Below are 16,513 nucleotides of genomic sequence, written 5' to 3' on the forward strand. Positions count from 1 at the left end.
AATCGACAAGGGCCTCTGCAAGTAACCTTATGACCTTAGGATAAGTGTGTCAACCGTCACTCGCTTCGTGAGCGGCGGCTACCAAGTTCCGGCTCAGGACGCAGCAACCAGCGCCTTCCGATCTTCAGGATTTGGATTGACTACTTATCTACTTACTGTAGTTTATCGGGATGATCAGCTTGGGCCATTTCCACCGCACGGCCGTGCCGACTGGTTTCGGGTCCGACCGCGACGCGGTCAGGATGGGGTCGCAGTGGAGAAGGATTGCGGTGAGCGCCTTTACGCTGCTGACGATCGCATCCGTGGCGCCGGCATACGCCGAGCCGGACAGTGTCGACCCCAGCGCAAACTACTCCGTCTTCCTCCAGGCGATCGCCGGGGACGGGATCGTCGTGGACAGCCGACAGGCCATCCTTGAGGGGCAGGCCGTGTGCAATCTCATGCGACCGCCGAACGACGCTTCGCTTTGGGACGCCGGACGTCACGTCGCCTCGATGCATTCAGATTGGGGAATGGGACTGGCCCTGCACTTCGCCGACCGATCCGTTCAGCACCTCTGCCCGCACAGAGGGTCATTCTGACCAAGCAATTCAGTATTCGGTAACGGGTGATCGTTTCCCCAACGCCCTGGATTACCCACTGCTGAACAGCGTTGCACAGCAGACCAATTAGACGTCTGCGGTCTGACGCCGGGCCACGACCGTGATCCCGATGAAACTCAACACCACCCGGTCAGTTTCGTCGGTCAGGATGGAGCTGTACGTCACGTCGGCCCTGGCCAAACGCTCAGCGATATCCACGATCTCAACGGCCCCGGCCAGCGTTGCGCCCGGGCGCACCGGGACGGGCAAGCGCAGCTGGTCAATTCCCTTGCCTGCCAATAACGCCAGCCGCGGTATGAACTCACGAGAGGCCAGGCTGGAGAACAACGCCATGGTGTGCACCCCGCTGGCGATCACATCACCGAACACCGGGTTGGTCTCGTCGAGATGGATTGGCAACGGATCGAACCTGCTGGCGAAGGCCAGGATCTCGTCGCGGTCGACCCGCACGGTGCCCAGGTTCATCCAGTCTCCCACGCGCAGATCCTCGGCGTGCCATGGCGCGAGGTCGATCCGGGCGGCAAGGTCTCGCCCCTTCCCGGTGATAGCAGCCATCGGACCCTAACCCGCGATCTGGTCGGCGCAGTACATCGATTTGGTGATCCGGTAGGCGTCCAGACCTTCCGGGCCGAGCTCACGGCCTAGACCGCTCGATTTGACACCACCGAACGGCGACTGGATATCCAGCTGATAGTGATTGACTCCCACCGAGCCGGTGTGCATCGCCCGGGCCACGTCCAGCGCTCGCCCGGTGTCGCGCGACCATACCGTGCCGGCCAGGCCGAACTCGGTGTCGTTCGCCATCCTGATTGCCTCGGCCTCATCGTCATAGCCGATGACGGCAATCACCGGGCCGAAGATCTCTTCCTGAGCGATTCGATCACGGTTGTCGACATCGGCGAACACGGTGGGAGCGACGTACCATCCGCGCGGCCGGTCCACCGGCACCGAGCCACCCGCGACGAGCCGGGCCCCTGAGCCACGGCCGATCTCGATGTACTCGAGAACCCTGTCCCGCTGCCGAGCACTGACCAGCGGGCCGACGTCGGTCGTCTCGTCGAGCGGGTCGCCGACCTTGAGGCTGGTAGCCAAGTCGGCTATGGCGGTGACGAATTCGCCGTAGCGCGAGTTCGGGACCAAAATGCGCGAACTGAGATGACATGTTTGGCCGTTGTTGACGAATGACGCCGTCCGCAAGCCGGCCACCGTCGCCGCCAGATCGGCGTCGTCGAGGATCACCGCTGCGGACTTGCCGCCGAGCTCCAACGTGACGGGCTTGATCAGTCGACCGCACTCGGCGCCGATGATCCGGCCGGCGTTGGTGGATCCGGTGAACGCCACCTTGTCGATCCCGGGATGGCTCACCAGATGGGCGCCTGCTTCGCTGTCCCCGGGCACGACGCTGAGTACCCCCGGCGGAAGACCCGCCTCCACGGCCGCGTCGGCGAATACCAGCGCATCCAGTGCGGTCTCCGGGGCAGCCTTGAGTACTACACGGCAGCCGGCGGCCAGAGCCGGCGCGATCTTCATAATCGCCAGTGCCTGTGGATAATTCCAGGGCGTGATGGCCCCCACTACGCCGACCGGCTCGCGCCGCACCACGGTGTGCCCAACCAGAGCTGGACGGGTTTCCTCAGGCTCCCACGCCTTGATCAACTTCGCGTAGTAGCCGACCAGCGCGGCCGGGAAGATTCCGTTCACCGCACGGGACAAGGTGATCGGCATACCGTTTTCGCGGCAGACCATCCGTGCGGTGTCCTCACCGCGGGACCGCAGCGCCGAGGCGTACCGCTTGAGGACCTCGGCACGCTCGGCAGGTGCGGCGGACGCCCAGCGCAACGCGGGATCCTCGTGCGCCGCGGCCACAGCGTCGTCGATCTCGGATGTCGTGGCGTTCGGGCCGTCAGCGAAAACCTCGCCGGTGGCCGCATCGATGACCGGAATGGTCTGTGCGGCTTCGCGGTAGGTGCCACCGACGAATATGCGGGCGGTGTCGGTTTCGGCCGGCACTTGGCTGGACACAGTCATGCCAGTGATTCCTCCGCAATCGATGCTGGTGCGGGCGGTGCGTACAGGACACCGGCGGCGATGAGGCGTTCGACCGCCGCATCGTCCATCTGCAGGTGCCGGCGACACACGTCGACGGTGTTCTCACCGAGCAGCGGTGCCGGGCGTAGTTCAGCCGGCGGAATGCGCCGATACTGCGCAGGGCCTGTCTCGGTCGGCAGCCGCACGTCGAACAACGGATGCGTCATCTCCGCGTACAAGCCGCGGGACCGCACCTGCGGCTCATCAATGATGTCACTGCCTCGCAGCATGGGGGCGGCCGCGACACCGGTCTGCTGCAGCGTCTCGGCGAGAGTATGAGCATCGTGCCGCCGAGTGAAACGCTGGAGAGCGCTGTGTAATTCGGCGCGGTGTTCCCAGCGGTCAGACGCGGAGCCGAATCGTGGATCGGTGTCGAGTCCGGCGGCCTCGAGTGCCTTCACAACAGCGTTCCAGTCATGGTCGGAACCGACCGTCACGACACACCATTCGTCGTCCCCAGCACACGGGTAGACGCCGTGCAGGGTCAGATCCTCGGTCACCGCAGTGCCGCGGGCGCGCGCCCACGACGTCGTGTACAGCGCATCCAACTGACTGACCGCCGTTTCGGCCTGGGAAATGTGGATTTGTGCCCCGACACCGGTCCGGCGGCGTCGAATGAGCGCGGCCAGCGTGGCAATCGCCGCCAGTCGCGCCACGAGGTGATCGGGGAACACCGTGACGGCGTCGGAGAACGGATAGGGCGAGTCCGGGCGCGGCGGATCCTCGGTGGCCCACAGCTGGGTGATGCCCGTGGCGGCCCGCACCAGCGGACCGTAGCCGAGTCGGGAGCTCCAGGGGCCGTTGTCACCGAAGGCACTGCTTTCGGTCAATACCAGTCGCGGGTTGATCTCCTGTAACTGAGAGAATGAAAAACCGAGTGCGCAAAGGGTTCCCGGTTTGAAGTTGGCGAACACCGCATCTGCGCGGACAACCAGTCGGCTGAACAACTCCGCACCGCCGTCGGCGCGTAGGTCCAGTCCCAGCGCCATCTGGTTGCGGTGCGTCCAGGCGAACGACTCACTCATGATCTGGCCCGGACGCGCCTGCCGCAGCCCGTCGGGGTAGGACGGACTCTCGATCTTGATCACCTCGGCACCCATGTCGGCGAACAGTCTGCCCAGCTCTCCCCCGGCGACGATGACCCCCAGATCCAGGATTGTCACGCCCTCGAGCGGGCGCGCCGTGGCCTCCGCAGCGGCCACGGTCACGGGCCGCTCAGGCCACACCGGCTCCGAACTACCGGCCCGGCCCGCCAACCACCTCACACCGGCCCGTACACCGTCGACCACCACGCAGCCGTCGGGCACCGTCACGATCGACTCATCGGTGATGGCGGCATCGGTCCACGCCGACACGGCGTTGAAATGCGCGCACTCCATCACCTCTGCTGGAGTCAGAATGGCCGCGACCGGCACGCCCCGCGCAGCACCCTCGGCGACGAGCTGTTCGCCGGAGTGACGCGCGAACAGTCTGGCGATCAAAGTGCGGATCTTGTCGAAATCGGCTGCGCGGGCACTGATGCTGTCGTATTTCACGTCTTGGAACTCGGCGGGCTCGCCCAGCCACGCTCGCATGGCGCGCCACTGTCGAGGTGCCAAGATACAGATGCGCACCCAGCCGTCCCTACTGGCGAAGATCGGGTACGAGTCCTGGTTCTTCGGCCGACCGCGCCGCGCGGTGCTGAGCCCGCGTGCCGCGGCAGCCTGCCCCTGCGCGCCGAATGGTGGATCGAGGGCCTGCAACACGGCGTCATAGCGAGCAAAGTCGACATACTCACCGCGCCCGGTTCGCAACCTGTGGAAGTAGGCGACCAGCACCGCCCACGCCGCCTGCGCCGCGGCCGTGGATGAGGCAATCCCCGCCGGTGGCAGCACCGGCGGGCCATCCGGTGCACCCGAACGGCACAACACCGACGACATCGCCACCAGCACAGCATCATTGGCACGCCAGTGCGACCGGGGCCCCTGCGTGCCGAAGTCGGTCACCAACATTGCGACCAGATGCTCGTAACGATGTGCCAGATCCGCGACGGGTACGCCGAATGCGCTGGCCTGTCCTGGATTTCCACTGTCGACGATAATGTCGGCACCGCTCACCAAAGCCAGGAATTGTTCGCGGTCGCCGTCGTCGGAGGCGTCCAGGATGACGCTGCGCTTGTTGGCGTTGTGCAACGCGAAGGCGACGCTCTGGCTGTCGATCAGCGGTGGTAGGCGCCGTTCCCCGCACCCGCCCGCAGGCTCGACCCTCACGACCTCAGCGCCCAGATCGGCCAGCAGTCGGGTCACCTGGGCCACCTCACCGGTCGTGGTGTCCACGATCCGCAGGCCGGCCAGCGGCGCATCTGTCGAGGCCCAGGTCACTGTTTCCACTCCTCTCAGCCACCGCATCGGCGTAATGCATGGCCGCCTGGACTCGTCTCGGTCGGCGATCGCGTGCCTGCCGCGCAAAGGGCGCCACACGGTGGGCGGCGCGGCGCGCGATCACAGTATGCAGGCGCACGCGCCGCCGTCAATACCTCATGTCGTTAGGTTTAATCGAGAGCTGTCGTCAGCTCGATCCCACCATCTGTGTCACTCCGAGTAGGAATGCGCGTACCTTGCCCTCGAACATCGCGTCGGCGCTCAGATCACAGGCCTTGAGCGCACTGGCCAAAGCAGAGCCCGGTTCGACAGCGCAGCTGTGAAAGCTGTTATCCGCAGCTATTGCAGGATTGAGATCTTCGCAGAGAACGGCCCCGATCAGCAGCGTCTCCATGCCGTCAAGGATGCGGATATGCAGCGCCACCGGCACTTCGGACCACTTCAAGAACGCGGCCGCGGCCTCGTACCCGCCCGGCAGGAGATCGCGAGGGCGGTAGCGCAACAACAGCGGCGCGGTGTTGGTATGCGACATGAACGACCGCCGGAAGTTCATCGCCAGCGCGACGAAGAAGTCCGGCCAGTCGGGGCCGGGTACGACCTCCGATGTCGCGACAGCGGTGCCTGCGACATACCGCACCACCGCAAGCAGCACGTCGTCCCGGTCGCGGAAATGGTGATACAGCGACGGCACCCGGATACCGAATTCATCGGCCAGCCGCGGCATGGTGAAGGCGTCGAGCCCTTCGGCCCCGATGATCTCGACCGCCGCGAGCACCGCAGCGGAGCGGCTCACCAGGGGCTTATCGGGTCGGGCCATCAGGGACTCCACCCGGTTCGGGGATCGACCAGAGTTGTTGCGATTGCCCGCTCATGCGTTCCTCGACTCACCGGTCATGTCGGACCGCCTTGGCATCTTATCTATCGATGTTAGGCCATAACCAGCACTCGTGCTGCGCTTTTGCGACCTTGCGTTAGCTAGCCGGCGGAGAACAAGGCGGGGACGGCGGTAGTGCGGCCGTGCTCCGATGGCTGCCGATCGGGCGGAGCTCTCGCCGGCGATCCAACACTTTACCTATAATGATTAGACTCCGGACATGTCTCTCAACCCCCGCACGCCGGTACTCGTCGGTTATGGCCAGGTCAACCAGCGCCAGGAGAGTGCAGCCACCGAACCGGTGGACCTGATGGAGCAGGCGGCGCGGGTTTCTGCGGCTCCGCGAGTGCTCGAGGCCGTCGATGCGGTTCGGATCGTCAATCTGTTGTCGTGGCGGTATCGGGATGCGGGTTTGTTGTTGGCCCAGCGCATCGGCGCCCCTGACGCGGCGACCCGCTACACCAGTATTGGTGGCAACGTTCCGCAGTCGTTGGTCAACCAGGCGTGCCTGGACATTCAGCAGGGCCGTAACGAGGTGGTGTTGATCGCTGGTGGCGAGACTTGGCGCAGCCGCACCCGGATGCGGGCCCGGGGTGAGAAGTGGGTCGGAACCAAACAGGACGAGTCGGTGCCGCTGCCCACCGGGGCCGACGAGGAGTTCGCGTTGGCTGGCCCCGCGGAGACCCGGATCGGACTCGACCGCCCGGCGTACGTGTATCCGATGTTCGAGCAAGCGTTGCGTCTGGCGTCCGGGGAATCCGCCGACGCGCATCGGCAGCGCATCGGGGCGTTGTGGGCGCAGTTCAGCGAAGCGGCCCAGGACAATCCGCACGCCTGGACCCGTACGGCGGTGCCGGCCGAGCAGATCTGGCGGCAGGGTCCGTCCAACCGGATGATCAGCTGGCCCTACACAAAGTTGATGAACTCCAACAACATGGTCGATCAAGGTGCCGCTCTGATTTTGACCTCGGTGGCCAAGGCGCAGCATTTGCGAATTCCGCGGGAGCGGTGGGTGTTCCCGTATGCGGGCACCGACGCGCACGACACATATCTGATCGGGCAGCGGGCGAGTTTCAGTGGATCCCCGGGTATCCGGATCGGCGGTGAGCGGGTGTTGGAATTGGCTCAGCGCGGCATCGATGACATCGATCTGATCGATATCTATTCTTGTTTCCCCAGCGCGGTTCAGGTCGGAGCCAACGAGTTGGGCCTGCCGACCGATGATCCGCGCCGACCACTGACCGTCACCGGGGGCCTCACCTTTGCCGGTGGACCGTGGAACAACTACGTGTCGCATTCCATCGCAACGATGGCCGAACGACTCACCGGCGCGCCCGGCTCGGTCGGGTTGATCACCGCCAATGGCGGGTATCTGACCAAACACAGTTTCGGGATCTACGGAACCGAGCCGCCCACCGATGAATTCCGCTGGGAGGACGTGCAATCAGCTGTTGACGCCGAGCCCACCGTGTTCGCCGAAGACGCGTGGGCCGGCACCGGCACAGTGGAGACCTGGACCACCCCATTCACACGTGAGGACACCGCCGAAAAAGCCTTCCTTGCTGTGCGCACCCCGATCGGCAGTCGCGCACTGGCCGTCATCACCGATCCGTCTCAGGCGGCAGCCACCGTCACCGAGGACATCGCCGGCGCCACGGTGGCCGTCGACGCGGAGGGCATCGCCACCCTGGAATAAGCGGAGAGAAGGGGTTATTGAGAGCGCACTGAGAGCGTGGATTTCGCAGATTCTTCGCTCTGGATGCGGCCTCAACGCAAGGACTAGGTGCGCACCCGGGTGAACCGGTGCAGCAGCCACGCCACCGGGATCGTCACGATCAGCGTGACCACGAACAGCGCGGGCGCGGAACCGGTATAGACCGGCCAGCGCAGCACCTCGACCATCGCGATCTCCATCACCACCAGATGGACCAGGAAGATCTCGTAGGAGATCTCGCCGAGCCAGACCATCGGCCGGGTGGCCAGCGCCCGCGCGTACCAGCCGCGGTTCCCCAGTGCCAGCGGCGCGACGATCAATGTCGCGATCACGGCGTAGAACACGGTCTTCACCAACGCCTGGGCGATGCCGGTCGGCGATGTGGTCGGCTCGCCGGCGATCGGGGTGGAGACGATCAGAAAGCAGACGACGGCCAGGGCCACCGCAATGAACCCGAACACCCGAACTCCGATGGCCTGCAACACCGTCAGCAGCATGCCGCCGATGAACCAGGCCAGATAACCGGGCAGCCACAGCCGCGCGCCGCTGGGCAGAAAGTCAGTCGTGTGCACCAGCACCATCCACGCCGGACTCATCAGCGCGAGCACCGCCAGCCCGGTCAGCAACAGACCGGGACGCCAGCGCCGCCGGCACAGCACGACAAGCAGCAACCAGGCCAAGAACGGCAGCGCGACGTAGAACGCGACCTCGACCGCCAGGCTCCACATCTGCGTAAGTCCTTGGTGCAGATAGCCGTTGAACATGTAGTTGTCGGTGTAGATCTGGGTCAGGGTGAGGTTGCGCAACAGGCCGATCCAGGTGTGGCCGGGATTCGGTCCGGCGGACCGGAAGTGGTAGATCAGGTAGGCCGCCAGCACGGTGATCACGTAGGCCGGCATGATGCGCCGCACCCGATGCCAGGCATACCGGCGTACCGACGGTGCCGCCTGCCCGGCCGCGGCGGCGCGCACCCACGGGCCGAATAACAGGTAGCCGGACAACACGAAGAAAATCGGCACGCCGATCTCCAGCCGCGAATACACCAGACCCACAAACCCGTGCGTGTACTTGCCGGTCGTGTAGGCAGCGTGCGTACCCAGCACCAGCAGCGCCGCGACGGCGCGGACACCGGTCAGCGAGGCGACCCGGTCGACACCCGAAACTGCTTCCAGTCCGCCTTGGTCGACCTGACCGGACGCGGTCATCGGCTCGTGCGCCGGGGCTTCCCGCCGGAGGGACGCGAGTCGGGACGCGTGTCGTATCGTGGGCTGCCGCGATCCGGCTTCAGATCGATCAGCACACCGGAAATCCGGGTCTTCTCAAGCGCTTTCAGCGTTTCCTTGGACAGCTTGGCAGGCAGCTCGACCAGTGAGAAGTTTTCCTTGATCGTGATGTGCCCGAAATCGCTTCTGTGCAAGCCGCCTTCGTTGGCCAGCGCCCCGACGATCGACCCCGGACCGACCTTCTGCTTCTTGCCGACCGCGATGCGATACGTCGCCAGATCGTCGCGGGTCTTGCGTGGCGCACGGTCGCGTTCCGGGCGATCCGGCCGGTCAGGCCGTTCGCGGCGCTTGTCCGGCGGCGGCTCGGTCATCAGGAACTCTTCGCCGTTGCGGCTCTGCAGCGCCAGCGCGGCAGCGATATCGGTCAACGGCACGTCGTTGTCGCGCTCGTAGTCCTCGATCAGTCTGCGGAACATCTCGAACCCCGGCGCATTGAGCGCGTCGGTGATCGAGTCGCGGAACTTCTCCACCCGCTGGGCGTTGACGTCTTCGACCGACGGTAGCTGGCCCTCGACCAGCTTCTGCCGGGTGACCCGCTCGATCGAGTTCAGCAGGTGGCGTTCCCGCGGGGTGACGAACAACAGCGCGGTGCCCGAGCGGCCGGCCCGGCCGGTGCGCCCGATGCGGTGCACGTAGGACTCCGGGTCGTGCGGAATGTCGAAATTCACCACATGCGAGATGCGCTCGACGTCCAATCCGCGGGCGGCCACATCGGTGGCGACCAGGATGTCGATCGTGCCGTCCTTCAGCTGGCTGATCGTGCGCTCGCGCACGGCCTGCGGGATGTCGCCGTTGATGGCCGCCGCGGCGAACCCGCGGGCGCGCAGCTTCTCGGCAACCTCTTCGGTGGCCTGCTTGGTGCGGACGAACACGATCATCGCGTCGCCCTGCTCGACCTCGAGCAGCCGGGTCAGCGCGTCCATCTTGCGTGGATACGAGACCTGGAAATAGCGCTGGGTGATGTTCTCGGCGGTCTGGGTCTTCGACTTGACCGTGACCTCAACCGGGTCGTGCAGATATTTGGTGGTGATCTTCTTGATGCCCGGCGGCATGGTCGCCGAGAACAGCGCGACCTGCTTGTACTCCGGGGTGTCGGCCAGGATGCGCTCGACGTCTTCGGCGAACCCCATCTGCAGCATCTCGTCGGCCTCGTCGAGCACCAGGTAGTCCAGGTGCGACAGGTCCAGGCTGCCCTTCTCCAGGTGGTCGATGACGCGTCCCGGGGTGCCGACGACGATCTGTGCACCGCGCTTGAGTCCGGCCAGCTGCGGCACATACGAGGAGCCGCCGTAGATCGGCAGCACGTTGACCTTGAGATGGGCACCGTAGCGGCTGAACGCCTCGGCCACCTGCAGGGCCAATTCACGTGTGGGCGCCAGCACGAGCGCTTGAGTGGTGCGGCTGGCGGGGTCGATCTTGGACAGAATCGGGATCGCGAATGCCGCAGTTTTACCGGTGCCGGTCTGCGCCAGGCCGACGACGTCGGAGCCGGCCAGCAACGCCGGAATGGTGGCGGCCTGGATCGCGGAGGGGGTTTCGTAGCCGACATCGGAGACGGCCTGCAGCACCGCGGGGTGGATCTGCAGGTCGGCGAAGGTCTGGGGGGCGTCGTCCGGGGTTGTCATCGGATCTGCAGTCTACTGCCGCAGCGTGCCGTAACCCGCTTCTGCTCCGAAAGGCCGGTACCGTCGGCCGGTGTGTGGGTTCGGCTAATGGCGGCGGCGGTCGTGGTGGGGACAGCGCTCGCCGGCTGTAGCTCCGGTGACTCGACGGTGGCCAAGACTCCGCAGCCGACGACGAGCGCGGTGACCACCACCGAAGCGCCCCCGCCGCCACCACCGCCGACGACGACCACAACGCCGCCGCCGGACCCATGCGCCGTCAATCTGGCGGCGCCGGCCATCGCGCAGACCGTTTCCGAACTCCCCCGCGACCCGAACAGCAACCAGGGCTGGTACCCGGTCCCGATCGCCGGCAACTACAACGAGTGTGCGCAACTGTCGGCCATCATCATCAAGGCCAACACCAACGCCGCCAATCCCAACACCCGGGCGGTGATGTTCCATCTCGGTAAGTTCATCCCGACCGGGGTGCCCGACACCTACGGCTTCAACGGCGTCGACACCACGCAGAGCACCGGCGACACCGTCGCGCTGTCCTACGTCAACGGCTTGGGCATGCAGAGCGTGGTGAAATTCCGCTGGAACGGCAACGGCGTGGAGCTCATCGGCAACGGCTGAGCAGTCGGTGCGCTCCCACTAGGCGACGGTCAGCACGCCCTGCATGTTGGCGTGGTACTTGCAGTGAAACGGATAGGTGCCCGGCGTCGTCGGGGCGGTCAGAGTCTCCCTGCCGCCGCCACCTGAGATCCGGACATCGAACTCGTTGTTCGCGTCCGCAGTGACGGTGTGGTTCTCCGAGTCGTTGTTGACGATCGTCAACTGCTGGCCCGGTTTGACTGACGGCGGCACCGTGTAGCTCATGTTCGAGATGACGATGTCACCCCCGGACGCGGGGGCGGCACTCGTCACGACGGGGAGGGGCGTCAGCGGAGCAGCGGATTGAGACGACGACTGGGTGTCGCCGCCACACCCGCTCAAGAACGCAGCGGCAAGCAACGATGACGACATCAGTATCGCTGTGCGCCTCATGATCTTCCCTTTCACCGGGATAGTTCCGGCGGGCCGCCAACGGCACAATCCGCGAACGGCCGCACGAATACACGGTACGAGTCCCCGCGCAGCAGAGTTCCGAAACGCTCATAGTCGCCCACGGCCGGCCGTCGGTCGCCCCGCCTACAGTGAGTCTGTGTTCGTCGCCGACGACCGGGTCGTCTACAGCGCCTCCGACCTCGCCGCCGCCGCGCGATGCGAGTACGCCTTGCTGCGCGCCTTCGACGCCAAGCTCGGCCGCGGCCCCGCGGTGTCGGTCGAAGACGAGCTGCTGGCCCGAACCGCCGAGCTCGGTGACCAGCACGAGCAGCGTCATCTCGACGAGCTGCGCTCACTGTCCGACGTCGCCGTCATCGGCAGGCCGTCCTACTCCGTCGCCGGCCTGACCGCCGCGGCCGAGGCCACCCTGAGCGCGGTCGGGCGGCGCGCACCCGTCATCTACCAGGCCGCCATGTTCGACGGCCGGTTCGCCGGATTCGCCGACTTCCTGGTGCTCGACGGTGATCGCTACCGGTTGCGCGACACCAAACTCGCCCGGTCGGTGAAGGTCGAGGCACTCCTGCAGCTGGCCGCGTACGCCGAGACACTCGCGGCAGCCGGCGTGCAAGTCCACGATGAGGTGGAGCTGGTCCTGGGCAACGGGTCGACGACGTCCTATCGCGTCGCCGAACTGCTGCCGGTCTACCGTTCCCGTCGCGCCGAGTTGCAGGGGCTGCTGGATCGCCACCTGGCCGGCGATGCCGCGGTCAGCTGGTCCGACGAGACCGTGCGGGCGTGCATGCGCTGCCCGGAATGCGACACGCAGGTGCGCGAGTCCGATGACCTGCTGCTGGTCGCGGGAATCCGGGTCAGCCAGCGCGCGCGCCTGCTCGAGGCGGGCATCACCACGCTGCACCAGCTGGCCGAGCACACCGGCCCGGTGCCGGAGATGCCGGCCCGGATGGTCGACACGCTGAAACGCCAAGCCCGCCTGCAGATCGCCCCGCGGGTGGGTGGCAAACCGCCGTACGAGGTCGCCGACCCGCAGCCGCTGATGCTGCTGCCGGATCCGGACAAGGGTGACCTGTTCTTCGATTTCGAGGGCGACCCGTTGTGGACGGCCGACGGCACCGACTGGGGTTTGGAGTACATGTTCGGTGTGCTCGGTGCGGGCGGGGACTTCCGGCCGCTGTGGGCCCACAACCGGCGCGAAGAGCGCAAGGCGCTCAAGGCTTTTCTGGACATGGTGCGCAAGCGCCGCAAGCGGCACCCGAAAATGCACATCTACCACTACGCGGCCTACGAGCGGACAGCGTTGTTGCGGCTGGCCGGTCGCTATGGCGAGGGCGAGAACGAAGTCGACGACCTGTTGCGCAACGGTGTGCTGGTGGACTTGTATCCCCTGGTGCGCAAGAGCATTCGGGTCGGTACCGAGAACTACAGCCTGAAGTCGCTCGAGCCGCTGTACATGGGAGCCGAGCTGAGGGGCGGCGACGTCACCACCGCGACCGACTCGATCACCGAATATGCGCGCTACTGCGAACTGCTCGCCGACGGCCGGGCCGACGAGGCCGCGACGGTACTCAAGCAGATCGAGGACTACAACCTCTACGACTGCCGATCCACCCGGGTATTGCGGGACTGGTTGCTGCAGCGCGCCTTTGAGGCCGGGGTGCCCCCGCTGGGCGCACAGCCGGTCGCCGACGGCGGGCAGGTCGACGTCGACGATGACCTGTCGCGCGCACTGGGCGCGTTCGCCGGCGACGATGTCACCGCGCGCAGTCCCGAGCAGCGGGCGGTGGCGATGATCGCCGCAGCCCGCGGGTATCACCGCCGCGAGGATAAACCCTTCTGGTGGGGCCATTTCGACCGGTTGAACAGTCCCGTAGACGAGTGGTCCGACACCCCGGGAGTTTTCCTCGCCGAGAACGTAACCGTCGACACCGACTGGAACGTACCACCACGCGCCCGCAAACAGCAGCGACGACTGGTGTTGACCGGCTCGATCGCGGCCGGCGAGCTCGACCGCGACATGTACGCGATGTACCAGCCGCCCACCCCGGCAGGCCTGTCCGACGACCCGGAGCGGCGCGCGTACTCCTCGGTCACCGTGCTCGGGTGCGACGACCCGGCCGCGCCGACCGAGGTACTGGTGATGGAACGAGAACCGAAGAGCGGCGGGGTATTCGATGCCGTTCCGTTCGCGCTGACGCCCGGTCCCCCGTTTCCGACGAAGGCGCTGCGCGAGTCGATCGACGCGGCCGCAGTCCAGATCGCCGCCGGACTTCCCGCCCTACCGCAGTCAGCGGTGGTCGACATCCTGCTGCGACGGCCACCCCGAACCGGTGGGCCGCTGCCTCGAACGCAGGACTGCGTCGCGAACATCACCGCCGCTCTGCTGGCGCTGGATTCGTCGTATGTAGCGGTGCACGGACCGCCCGGCACCGGCAAGACGCACACCGCAGCCCGGGTCATCGCCGTCCTGGTCAACGAACATCGCTGGCGCATCGGCGTCGTCGCGCAGTCACATGCCGTGGTGGAGAACCTGTTTCGCGACATCATCGGCGCCGGCGTCGACCCGGCCGTGGTGGCCAAGAAGCCCAGCGGGACGGGCCCCTGGACAGATATCGACGAAAAGACCTATCCCGCGTTCATCGGCGGCAACGACGGCTGCGTGATCGGCGGCACGGCATGGGATTTCGCGAACTCGTCGCGGGTGCCCCCGGCCAGCCTGGACCTGCTGGTCATCGAGGAGGCCGGCCAGTTCTGCCTTGCCAACACCATCGCCGTCGCACACGCCGCGAGCAACCTGCTGCTGCTGGGGGACCCGCAGCAACTCCCGCAGGTCAGCCAGGGCACCCACCCTGAGCCGGTGGACGCCTCGGCGCTCGGCTGGCTCGTCGACGGGCAGCACACGCTGCCCGAGGAACTCGGCTACTTTCTGGACCGCTCCTACCGAATGCATCCGGCGGTATGTGCGGCGGTGTCGCGGCTGTCCTACGACAACCGGCTGCACTCGGTCGAGGAGCGCACCGCGGCACGCCACCTCGACGGTGTCGAGCCCGGGGTGCAGGTACTGACCGTCGACCACGACGGCAACTCGACGGACAGCCGTGAAGAGGCCGAGACGATCGTTGCCGCGATCGAGGCGATGCTGGGGTCGGCCTGGACCGACGAGGACGGCACCCGGCCGCTGGCCGCCGCCGACGTGCTGATCGTGACCCCGTACAACGCGCAGGTGGTGCTGCTGCGGCGGTTGCTCGACGCGGCCGGGCTCTCGGACGTGCAGGCCGGCACGGTGGACAAGTTCCAGGGCCGACAGGCCCCGGTGGTGTTCGTGTCGCTGGTGGCCTCCTCGATCGCCGAGGTACCGCGCGGAATCTCCTTCCTGCTCAACCGCAATCGGCTCAACGTCGCGGTCAGCCGGGCTAAATATGCGGCGATGATCGTGCGTTCGGCACTGCTGACCGACTATCTGCCCTCCACGCCGGCGGGGTTGGTGGAGTTGGGAGCATTCCTGGCCATGTGTGGTAAACCCACGGCATGAGTTCTTCGCTGGCCGAACGGCTCCGGGGCATCGTGGGTGAGGCACACGTCCTCACCGACGCCGATGTCCTGGATGGCCGCAGCGTCGATTACACCGGGCGGTACCGCGGCACGGCCAGCGCGCTGGTGCGGCCCGGCTCGACCGATGAGGTCGCCGCGGTGCTGCGGGAGTGTCGCGAGGCCGGGGTGTGCGTGACGGTCCAGGGCGGGCGTACGTCGCTGGTGGCAGGAACAGTTCCTGAGCACGACGACGTGTTGCTGTCCACTGAACGGCTCACGCAGATCGGTGCTGTCGATGTCGTCGAGCGGCGGATCCGCGTCGGGGCGGGTGTGACCGCGGCGGCCGTCCAGCGCGCGGCCGCTGCGGCCGGGCTGCTGTTCGGTGTCGACCTCGCGGCACGGGATTCCGCCACAGTCGGCGGGATGGCGTCGACCAACGCCGGCGGCCTGCGTACCGTCCGCTACGGCAATATGGGCGAACAGGTGCTCGGTCTGGACATCGCGCTGCCCGACGGATCGGTGGTACACCGGCACAGCCAGGTGCGGGCCGACAACACCGGCTACGACCTGGCCTCACTGTTCATCGGCGCCGAGGGCACTCTGGGCGTCGTCACCGGTTTGGACCTTCGGCTGCACCCGGCGCCCAGGCATCGGGTGACGGCGGTGTGCGGATTCCATGACCTGCACGCCCTGGTGAGCGCGGGGCGCGCGCTGCGTGACACCGAATCGATTGCGGCCCTTGAGCTCATCGACGCGCGGGCGGCCGCGCTGGCCGCCGAGCATTTCGACGTGCCGGTGCCCACCGACGGAGCGTGGCTGCTGCTGATCGAGCTGGCCGGTGAGACCGATCTGACCGAGCGCCTGGCCGATGCACTGGCGGATGCCGAGCTGGCCGGTGAGCCGGCCGTCGGCGTCGACAGCACCGCCCAGCAGCGGCTCTGGCAGGTCCGGGAGTCCACCGCCGAGGTGGTCGGGCTGTTCGGGCCACCGCTGAAATTCGATGTCTCCCTGCCACTGTCGGCGATCCCGTCGTTCGCCGCGGACTCCACCGGTCTGGTCGCCGAGCACGCACCCGAGGCGGTCCCGGTTCTGTTCGGCCACGTCGGTGAGGGCAATCTGCACCTGAACGTCCTGCGCTGCGGTGCCGAACAGGAAGCGCACCTGTACGCCGCGATGATGAATCTGATTGCCGCCCATGGCGGGAACGTCAGCTCGGAGCACGGCGTGGGCAGCCGCAAGCGTGCATACCTGTCGATGGCGCGCACTGAGCAGGACATCGCCGCGATGCGCACGATCAAGGCGGCCTTCGACCCGACGGGCTACCTGAATCCGGCAGTGCTGTTCGACTAGGTGCGGCTTGCGCCCCCGCCTCGGAGCGACAAAGTCCGTGAATGG

Annotated in this window: 12 protein-coding genes; 5 read left to right on the forward strand and 7 right to left on the reverse strand. The window is 66.5% G+C overall.

What is annotated here, in order from left to right:
• Window positions 1-170 precede the first annotated feature (170 nt).
• A complete protein-coding gene (locus G6N32_RS20395) occupies window positions 171-581 on the forward strand; it encodes a DUF732 domain-containing protein (RefSeq protein WP_115321590.1) in 411 nt (136 codons plus the stop codon).
• Window positions 582-668: 87 nt separating this feature from the next.
• On the opposite strand, the gene G6N32_RS20400 is transcribed toward G6N32_RS20395, so the two are convergent.
• The 4 genes from G6N32_RS20400 to G6N32_RS20415 all read right to left on the reverse strand — a co-directional run bounded on the left by G6N32_RS20400 (window position 669) and on the right by G6N32_RS20415 (window position 5,867).
• Complete coding sequence (locus G6N32_RS20400) at window positions 669-1,157, reverse strand: MaoC/PaaZ C-terminal domain-containing protein (protein WP_115321591.1); 489 nt, start codon at window positions 1,155-1,157, stop codon at window positions 669-671.
• A 6-nt stretch (window positions 1,158-1,163) separates the two neighbouring features.
• Complete coding sequence (locus G6N32_RS20405) at window positions 1,164-2,630, reverse strand: aldehyde dehydrogenase (RefSeq protein ID WP_115321592.1); 1,467 nt, start codon at window positions 2,628-2,630, stop codon at window positions 1,164-1,166.
• Window positions 2,627-5,050 (reverse strand): CaiB/BaiF CoA-transferase family protein, encoded by a 2,424-nt coding sequence (locus G6N32_RS20410; RefSeq protein ID WP_232077208.1) that lies wholly within the window; start codon window positions 5,048-5,050, stop codon window positions 2,627-2,629. The genes G6N32_RS20405 and G6N32_RS20410 overlap by 4 nt, the downstream gene beginning before the upstream one ends.
• Window positions 5,051-5,237: 187 nt before the next feature.
• On the reverse strand, window positions 5,238-5,867 hold the full coding sequence (locus G6N32_RS20415) for a TetR/AcrR family transcriptional regulator (protein ID WP_115322043.1): 630 nt from the start codon (window positions 5,865-5,867) through the stop codon (window positions 5,238-5,240).
• A 277-nt stretch (window positions 5,868-6,144) separates the two neighbouring features.
• Here G6N32_RS20415 and G6N32_RS20420 point away from each other — a divergent pair, with 277 nt between their 5' ends.
• On the forward strand, window positions 6,145-7,620 hold the full coding sequence (locus tag G6N32_RS20420) for an acetyl-CoA acetyltransferase (protein WP_115321594.1): 1,476 nt from the start codon (window positions 6,145-6,147) through the stop codon (window positions 7,618-7,620).
• 83 nt (window positions 7,621-7,703) lie between these two features.
• Here G6N32_RS20420 and G6N32_RS20425 read toward each other — a convergent pair whose 3' ends face one another.
• Entirely contained in the window at window positions 7,704-8,843 is a 1,140-nt protein-coding gene (locus G6N32_RS20425) for an acyltransferase family protein (RefSeq protein ID WP_115321595.1), read from the reverse strand.
• Complete coding sequence (locus G6N32_RS20430) at window positions 8,840-10,546, reverse strand: DEAD/DEAH box helicase (protein ID WP_115321596.1); 1,707 nt, start codon at window positions 10,544-10,546, stop codon at window positions 8,840-8,842. Before G6N32_RS20430 ends, G6N32_RS20425 begins: the two co-directional genes overlap by 4 nt.
• An 87-nt stretch (window positions 10,547-10,633) precedes the next feature.
• On the opposite strand from G6N32_RS20430, the gene G6N32_RS20435 reads away from it, so the two are divergent.
• Window positions 10,634-11,161, forward strand: coding sequence for an LppP/LprE family lipoprotein (locus tag G6N32_RS20435; protein ID WP_115321597.1), 528 nt, complete (start codon window positions 10,634-10,636; stop codon window positions 11,159-11,161).
• A gap of 18 nt (window positions 11,162-11,179) precedes the next feature.
• Here G6N32_RS20435 and G6N32_RS20440 read toward each other — a convergent pair whose 3' ends face one another.
• Entirely contained in the window at window positions 11,180-11,452 is a 273-nt protein-coding gene (locus G6N32_RS20440) for a cupredoxin domain-containing protein (protein WP_232077210.1), read from the reverse strand.
• A gap of 277 nt (window positions 11,453-11,729) precedes the next feature.
• On the opposite strand from G6N32_RS20440, the gene G6N32_RS20445 reads away from it, so the two are divergent.
• Together G6N32_RS20445 and G6N32_RS20450 are read left to right on the forward strand one after the other, a co-directional pair.
• Window positions 11,730-15,119 carry a TM0106 family RecB-like putative nuclease gene (locus G6N32_RS20445; protein ID WP_115321598.1) on the forward strand — a complete coding sequence of 1,130 codons (3,390 nt, stop codon included), beginning with the start codon at window positions 11,730-11,732 and terminating at the stop codon, window positions 15,117-15,119.
• Window positions 15,116-16,468 (forward strand): FAD-binding oxidoreductase, encoded by a 1,353-nt coding sequence (locus tag G6N32_RS20450; protein WP_115321599.1) that lies wholly within the window; start codon window positions 15,116-15,118, stop codon window positions 16,466-16,468. Before G6N32_RS20445 ends, G6N32_RS20450 begins: the two co-directional genes overlap by 4 nt.
• Window positions 16,469-16,513 lie beyond the last annotated feature (45 nt).

Source organism: Mycolicibacterium aichiense (assembly GCF_010726245.1).
GTDB classification, from domain to species: Bacteria; Actinomycetota; Actinomycetes; order Mycobacteriales; family Mycobacteriaceae; genus Mycobacterium; species Mycobacterium aichiense.

Coding starts and splice junctions, on each gene's coding strand:
- G6N32_RS20415 (WP_115322043.1), bottom strand. CDS start 5,867: ATGGCCCGACCCGATAAGCCCCTGGTGAGCCGCTCCGCTGCGGTGCTC.
- G6N32_RS20420 (WP_115321594.1), top strand. CDS start 6,145: ATGTCTCTCAACCCCCGCACGCCGGTACTCGTCGGTTATGGCCAGGTC.
- G6N32_RS20425 (WP_115321595.1), bottom strand. CDS start 8,843: ATGACCGCGTCCGGTCAGGTCGACCAAGGCGGACTGGAAGCAGTTTCG.
- G6N32_RS20450 (WP_115321599.1), top strand. CDS start 15,116: ATGAGTTCTTCGCTGGCCGAACGGCTCCGGGGCATCGTGGGTGAGGCA.
- G6N32_RS20405 (WP_115321592.1), bottom strand. CDS start 2,630: ATGACTGTGTCCAGCCAAGTGCCGGCCGAAACCGACACCGCCCGCATA.
- G6N32_RS20395 (WP_115321590.1), top strand. CDS start 171: ATGATCAGCTTGGGCCATTTCCACCGCACGGCCGTGCCGACTGGTTTC.
- G6N32_RS20430 (WP_115321596.1), bottom strand. CDS start 10,546: ATGACAACCCCGGACGACGCCCCCCAGACCTTCGCCGACCTGCAGATC.
- G6N32_RS20435 (WP_115321597.1), top strand. CDS start 10,634: ATGGCGGCGGCGGTCGTGGTGGGGACAGCGCTCGCCGGCTGTAGCTCC.
- G6N32_RS20400 (WP_115321591.1), bottom strand. CDS start 1,157: ATGGCTGCTATCACCGGGAAGGGGCGAGACCTTGCCGCCCGGATCGAC.